The sequence below is a fragment of the Actinomadura logoneensis genome, assembly GCF_003428695.1.
GTDB classification, from domain to species: domain Bacteria; phylum Actinomycetota; class Actinomycetes; order Streptosporangiales; family Streptosporangiaceae; genus Spirillospora; species Spirillospora logoneensis.
On the sequence record NZ_QURH01000112.1, the window covers coordinates 1 to 6,531 of the forward strand.

A 6,531-nucleotide genomic window follows, 5' to 3' on the forward strand; every position below is an offset into this window, starting at 1 on the left:
AGGTCGGGACCGCCCGGCGCGGCGCGGACCTGGCCGCCGAGATGGCCGCCGGGCGGATCCCGCCCGCCGAGGCCCGCGCCCGCATGACCGAGCTGGAGCACGCCGGCGACGCCGAGCGCGCCGAGCTCGCCGCGATGCTGCACGGCTCGCTCGCCACCCCGATCGACCGGGAGGACCTGTACCGGCTGTCCCGGTCGGTGGACGACGTCCTGGACAACCTCCGCGACTTCGTCCGCGAGGCCGACCTCTACGGGCCGAGCTCGCTCGGCTTCGCGGTCCCGCCGCTGGCGGCGGTGCACGACGGGCTGACCGCCCTCGACACCGCCGTCGGCAAGGTCCTCGCCGAGCCCGCGGCGGTCACCGTCGCCGCGCTGGGCGCCCGCAAGGCCGGCAACCGGGTCCGGCAGACCCGGCAGACGGCCCTCGCGGACGCGTTCGCCGGACCGCTGGACGTGGAACTGCTGCGCCGCCGGGAGCTGCTGGAGCGGTTGGACGCGGTGGGGCGGCGGCTCGGCGAGGCGGCCGACGCCCTGTCCGACGCGATGTTGAAACGCAGCCACTGACCGTCGGCCCCGCACCACGCCCTTCTTCCGCACCACTCCCTTCCCCCACGCCTCTCCCGCACCACGCCCTCTTTCCGCTTCCGTTTCCTCCCCCACCCCCAACAGCGCCGCCGGTCCGGGGACCGGCGGCGCGTCCCCCCCCAAGGAGAACCGACCATGAACGGATCCGCCCCCGGACGGCGGCGCGCCCGCGCCGCCTGTGCCGGACTGCTCGCCCTGGCAGCGTCCGCGCCCCCCCAAGGAGAACCGACCATGAACGGATCCGCCCCCGGACGGCGGCGCGCCCGCGCCGCCTGTGCCGGACTGCTCGCCCTGGCAGCGTCCGCGCTGGCCGCCTGCGCGCCGTCCACCAGCGGCGAGGCGGGCGGCGCGAGCCCGCTGCCGTCCGCCAGCGTCGAGGACGCCGCGAGCTTCAAGCTGGACGACCTGATCGCCGCCGCCAAGAAGGAGGGCTCGGTCCTCGCCTACGACGGCAGCGGCGACGTCAAGGACGTGGCCGAGGCGTTCGCGAAGAAGTACGGCATCAAGGCCGAGGGCGTGAAGTCCAAGGCGGCGGCGACCGCCGAGAAGATGACCCGCGAGTCCCAGGCCAAGAACGTCACGATCGACGTCAACCTCTTCGAGGACGGGCCGATGCTCGTCGGGCAGCTCCTGCCGCAGCGGATCGTCCGGACGTGGATCCCGCCGGACCTGGCGCCCGACATCGCCGAGGGCGACCGCAACCCGCTGATGATGCTGATGAAGGCGTACGTCTTCGTCTACAACCCCAAGCTCAGCCCGAACGGCTGCCCGGTGAAGAACCTCTGGGAGCTCACCGACCCCGCGTGGAAGGGCAAGGTGCTGCTCCAGGACCCCCTCGGCAAGGAGGTCTTCACGCAGTGGTTCACCCAGCTCGCCGACCACGGCACGGACAAGCTGACCGCCGCCTATGACGCGCTCGGCAAGGGCAAGCTCCAGCTTTCCGAGAAGGACCCGGCGCACGAGTGGGTCAAGCGGTTCGCCAAGAACTCCCCGGTCCTCACCACCGAGGACGAGGACGTGGCGACCGGCGTCGCCGCCCCCAACCAGACCAAGCAGACCCTCGGCCTGATGTCCATCGCGAAGTTCCGCGACGTCGAGCAGAAGGGCTTCCACATGAAGGTCTGCGAGGGCCTGGCGCCGTGGACCGGGTTCGCCTACCCCAAGTACGCCACGATCGCGACCGGCTCCAAGCACCCGAACGCGGCGAAGCTGTTCGTCCACTTCGTCCTGGAGAAGGAGGGCTTCGCGCTGGAGTCCGGCAGCGGCGGGGTGTCCGGCAACAAGAAGGTCGGCAAGAGCCCGAACAACCCGCCCGGTCTGGCCGACTGGGACAACCAGCTGTTCCGGTTCGTGCCGGGGACCATGACCGACGACTTCCGCGAACGCCAGGACATCAAGGACTTCTGGCGCGTCAACCACCGCTGACCCCACCTCCGGAGGAATCGTCATGGCGGTCGCCGCCCCCGCGCGTCCGGTGTCACGCGGCAGACGCGTGCTCTACCGCGCCCGCGTGCTCCTGCGCGAGCCCACCGTGCTGCTCGGCGTGGTGCTGTGCCTCGCTCTGCTCTACCTCGTCATCGCGCCGCTGGTCTCGGTCTTCTCGGACGCCGGCCGCGTCCAGTACGGGGACGAGGCGCGCTCCGGCCGGCACACCGGGGACTGGACGGGCTACTACCTGTGGCGGGTGTTCCGCTCGCCCGTCAGCCGGCTGCTGTTCTGGGAGCCGCTGCTGCACACGCTCGTCGTGTCGGCGGGCGTCATCGTGTTCGCCCTGGCCGTCGGCGGGTCGATGGCCTGGCTGGTCACCCGCACCAACGTGCCCGGGCGCAAGTTCCTGGCCGCGGCGCTGGTCGTGCCGTACATGCTGCCGTCCTGGACGTTCGCGCTGGCCTGGCTGACGCTGTTCAAGAACGAGCGGTCGGGCGGCCAGGTGGGCTACCTGCAGGGCGCCGGGATCGCCACGCCCGACTGGCTCGCCTACGGGCCGTTCCCGATCATCGTGACGCTCGGGCTGCACTACTACCCGTTCGTCCTGCTGCTGTTCGGCAACGCGCTGCGCCGGATCGACGCCCAGCTCGAGGACTCGGCGCGCATCCTCGGCGCGGGCGGCCGGACGGTCCTGCGCCGCATCACGCTGCCGCTGATGCTGCCCGCGCTCTCCTCGGCGGTCCTGCTGGTGCTCGGCCGCGTCCTCGGCACCTTCGGCACGCCCTACATCCTGGGCCTGCCGAGCGACTACAACGTGCTGTCCACCAGCCTCTACCACGCCATCCGGGACCGCAGCACCGGCGTGGCCTCGGTGCTGGCCGGCGTGATCGTCCTGGTCGGCGTGCTGGTGGTCGTCGTGGACACCCGGCTCGTCCGCGAGCAGCGCCGGTTCGTCACCGTCGGCGGCAAGGGCGCCATGGACCGGCGGGCGGACCTGCGCCGCTGGCGCTGGCCGGCGTTCGCCGTCGGCATGGCGGTGTTCCTGGTCAGCGTGGCGGCCCCGGTGCTGACGCTGCTGCTGTCCACCGTCACCAAGACGCCCGGGGTGTTCCGCGCCGACAACTTCACGCTCACGTTCTGGATCGGCGAGGACATCCCCGGCGCGGTCGGCTTCCCGCACGGCGTCCTGCGCGGCTCCGACCTGTACGAGGCGGCCTGGAACAGCCTGCGCATCGTCGGCATCGCCGCACTGGTCTGCGGCTTCGTCGGGCTCCTCATCGGCTACGTGGTGGTGCGCGGCGACGGCGGCCGCGTGTCGGGGTTCCTGCGGCAGGTCTCGTTCCTGCCGTACCTGGTGCCCGGCATCGCGTTCGCCGCCGCCTGCCTGTCGCTGTTCGCGGTGCGGCGCGGCCCGGTGCCCGCCCTCTACGGGACGGTCACGCTGCTCGTCCTGGTGCTGGTCGTCACCCACCTGCCGTACTCGTCGCGCTCGGGCATCGCGGCGATGATGCAGCTCGGCCGCGAACCCGAGGAGGCCGCGCAGGTCGCCGGGGCACGCTGGCCGGTCCGCATGTTCCGGATCATCGTGCCCATCCAGAAGGGCGCCCTCGTCACCGGCGTGGTGCTGCCGCTGGTGTCCGGGCTGAAGGAGCTCAGCATCGTGATCATGCTGACCACCTCCGGCACGCAGCTGCTCACCACCCTGTCGATCGGCCTGGTCGACTACGGATACACCCAGCTGGCCAACGCGGTCGTGCTGGTCATCGCCCTGCTCTCGTTCACCCTCACCTATCTGGCACAGCGGCTCACCCGGAGCAGCCTGGCCTCGGGCATCGGAGGTTGACCATGTCGGCCATCACCCTCAGCGGAGTGGTCAAGCAGTACCCCGGCGGCCATGTCGCCGTCCGGGACCTGGACCTGGCCATCCCGGACGGGTCGTTCACCTGCCTGCTCGGCCCGTCCGGCTGCGGCAAGACCACCACCCTGCGCATGGTCGCCGGGCTGGAGCAGCCGACCGCGGGCGAGATCCGCGTCGGCGACCGCGTGCTGGACGCGGTGGACCGCGGCGTCTACGTCCCGCCGGAGAAGCGGGGCATGGGCCTGGTGTTCCAGAACTACGCGCTCTGGCCGCACCTGACCGTCCTGCGCAACGTCGAGTTCGGGCTGCGGATGCGCAAGGTCCCGGCCGCCGCGCGGCGCGAACGGGCCATGGAGGCGCTGCGCAAGGTCCGCGTGGCCGAGTGCGCCGACCGCTACCCCTCGCAGCTGTCGGGCGGGCAGCAGCAGCGCGTCGCGCTCGCCCGCATGCTCGCGGTGGACCCCGAGGTCCTGCTGCTGGACGAGCCGCTGTCCAACCTGGACGCGCGGCTGCGGCTGGAGATGCGCACCGAGCTCAAGCGCATCCACGACGAGACGGGCGCGACCGTCGTGTTCGTCACCCACGACCAGATGGAGGCCATGACCATGGCGACGCACGTCGCGGTCATGAACGAGGGCGAGCTGCAGCAGGTCGCGCCGCCCGTGGAGATGTACGAGCGGCCCGGCAACCGGTTCGTCGCCGAGTTCGTGGGGAGCCCCCCGATGAACGTCGTCGCCGTCGCCGAGCCGCTGGGCGGCCTCGCCGGATCGCTGCTGCGGTACGTCGAGAAGCGCGCCGGGCTGAGCGCGCCGGGCTGCGTCGGCGTCCGTCCCGAGGCGCTGCGGCTCGCCGCCGGGCCGGACGCGCCGCCCGCCGACGCGTGGTCGCACGAGGCCGCCGTCGAGACCGTCCTGCCCGCCGGGTCGAGCTGGACCGTCCAGCTCCGCCTCGACGACACGGAGGTGTTCGCCGTCACCCACGAGGACCCCGGCGTCGCGCCCGGTGACACCGTGCGCTGCTGGGCCCGCCCCGACCGGCTGCACGTCTTCGCCGCCGACGGGACGCGCATGACCGCGTGGGACGACGCGACGGCGCCGGTCGGGAAGGCCGCCCGATGACCGAGCCCGCACCGGCGTCCGCCGCGGGGCTCACCCGTCCCGACGCGATCCTGCTCGACTTCGGCGGCGTCCTCGTCGAGACCCGCACCCGTCCGGGTTGGACGGCCGTGCTCGCCAAGGAGGTGCACGCCCTGCTCGTCCGGGGCGGCGCCCACGCCTTGAGCGTCGGCGACGTCGAGGCCGACATCAAGGCGGGGGCGGCGGGGGACAAGAGCTGGAAGAACGCGATGTCCCGCCCGTTCGCGCCCGTCGAGATGACGCACGTGCAGTTCTGGCGCGACTACGTCGCCGCGGACTGGCCGGCCCCCGCCCGGCAGGCCGTCGTCGCGCACGCGACCCCGCTGTGCAAGCGGATGGGCGAGGTCCGGCAGGAGCGGATCATCCGCCCCGGCATCCCGGAGCTGCTGGACGCCGCCGCCGGGATGGGCGTCCCGTGCGCCGTGGTCAGCAACGCCCTGTCCGGCGCGGTCCACCGCGACTTCACCGCCGCCACCGGGCTCGCGGACAAGCTGGCCCTGGAGGTGTACAGCGACGAGGCCGGCGTCCGCAAACCCAACCCGGAGATGATCTGGATCGCCACCCGCGCCCTGGACGTCCGGCCCGAACGGGTCTGGTACGTCGGGGACAACTTCGACCGCGACGTGCTGTGCGGCCACCGCGCCGGGGTCGGCGCCACCGTCCTGATGGTCGCCAAGGGCACCTACGACGTCCCGTTCGAGATCCGGAACCGCCCGGACGCCGTGGTCGACGACGGCCACGGCCTGCTCGCCCTGCTCACCGACGCCCCCGAGGGAGACCGATGACCGACCCGGCCGCCGCCCGCGAACTCCAGCGGATCGCCGAGACCGCCGCGCGCGCCCCCGCCGGCCGGCTGCGGACGGCGTTCCGCTCCCGCCCGGCCGTGCAGACCAAGCGCGACTTCCACGACCCGGTGACCGAGCACGACCGGGCCGCCGAGGAGACCGTCCGCGCCGTCCTCGCGCGGTACGCCCCCACGAGCGTGGTCGTCGGGGAGGAGGGCGGCACGCAGGGCGGCGGGCTGCCGGGCGGGGAAGACGGCGGGCAGGACGGGGAGGTCCGCTGGTACGTCGACCCGATCGACGGCACCGCGAACTTCGCCGCCGGGCTGCCGTTCTTCTGCACCTCCGTCGCGGCCGTCGTGGCCGGCGAGGTCGTCGCGGGCGCGGTCTACGACCCGGTGCGCGACGACCTGTTCAGCGCCGGTCCGGACGGCGCGACCTGCAACGGGGCGCCGCTGCGCAGCGCCGGCGCGGCCGAGGACCGCACCGCCGTGCTGGTCACCGGCTTCCCCAACGCCCGCGAGCTGCGACGCGGCGGAACCGGGTCGCTGCACCGCTTCGGACGGCTGGTCGAGTCGTTCGCGACCGTCCGGCGGCCCGGCAGCGCCGCCCTGTCGCTCGCGCACGTCGCGGGCGGCTGGGCCGACGCCGCCTACGGGGTCTCCGTCAACGCGTGGGACGTCGCGGCGGCGCTGCTGCTGGTGCGCCGGGCGGGCGGCGTGTACCTGCCGCTCGGCGGCGAG

General features: G+C 73.3%; 6 protein-coding genes. All 6 read left to right on the forward strand.

Going from position 1 to position 6,531, the window contains the following annotated elements:
- Positions 1–563 (forward strand): DUF47 domain-containing protein (locus tag DZF91_RS05850; RefSeq protein WP_117356468.1); only part of this gene is annotated, 563 nt, incomplete at its 5' end.
- 252 nt (positions 564–815) lie between these two features.
- On the forward strand, positions 816–2,009 hold the full coding sequence (locus DZF91_RS05855) for an ABC transporter substrate-binding protein (protein ID WP_117356469.1): 1,194 nt from the start codon (positions 816–818) through the stop codon (positions 2,007–2,009).
- Positions 2,010–2,031: 22 nt separating this feature from the next.
- Positions 2,032–3,855: an ABC transporter permease gene (locus DZF91_RS05860; protein WP_117356470.1), complete on the forward strand. Its 1,824-nt coding sequence runs from the start codon at positions 2,032–2,034 to the stop codon at positions 3,853–3,855.
- Between the two features lie 2 nt (positions 3,856–3,857).
- The gene (locus DZF91_RS05865; RefSeq protein ID WP_117356471.1) at positions 3,858–4,988 is read left to right on the forward strand and encodes an ABC transporter ATP-binding protein; all 1,131 of its coding nucleotides are present in this window, start codon (positions 3,858–3,860) and stop codon (positions 4,986–4,988) included.
- Positions 4,985–5,791, forward strand: a complete 807-nt coding sequence (locus tag DZF91_RS05870) for an HAD family hydrolase (protein ID WP_117356472.1) — start codon at positions 4,985–4,987, stop codon at positions 5,789–5,791. The genes DZF91_RS05865 and DZF91_RS05870 overlap by 4 nt, the downstream gene beginning before the upstream one ends.
- A partial coding sequence (locus tag DZF91_RS05875) for an inositol monophosphatase family protein (protein ID WP_147341012.1) occupies positions 5,788–6,531 on the forward strand: 744 nt, incomplete at its 3' end. The genes DZF91_RS05870 and DZF91_RS05875, both read left to right, overlap by 4 nt.

Bases quoted from the DNA above. Each gene is read 5' to 3' on its own strand.
- DZF91_RS05855 (WP_117356469.1), top strand. From the start codon at position 816: ATGAACGGATCCGCCCCCGGACGGCGGCGCGCCCGCGCCGCCTGTGCC.
- DZF91_RS05860 (WP_117356470.1), top strand. From the start codon at position 2,032: ATGGCGGTCGCCGCCCCCGCGCGTCCGGTGTCACGCGGCAGACGCGTG.
- DZF91_RS05865 (WP_117356471.1), top strand. From the start codon at position 3,858: ATGTCGGCCATCACCCTCAGCGGAGTGGTCAAGCAGTACCCCGGCGGC.
- DZF91_RS05870 (WP_117356472.1), top strand. From the start codon at position 4,985: ATGACCGAGCCCGCACCGGCGTCCGCCGCGGGGCTCACCCGTCCCGAC.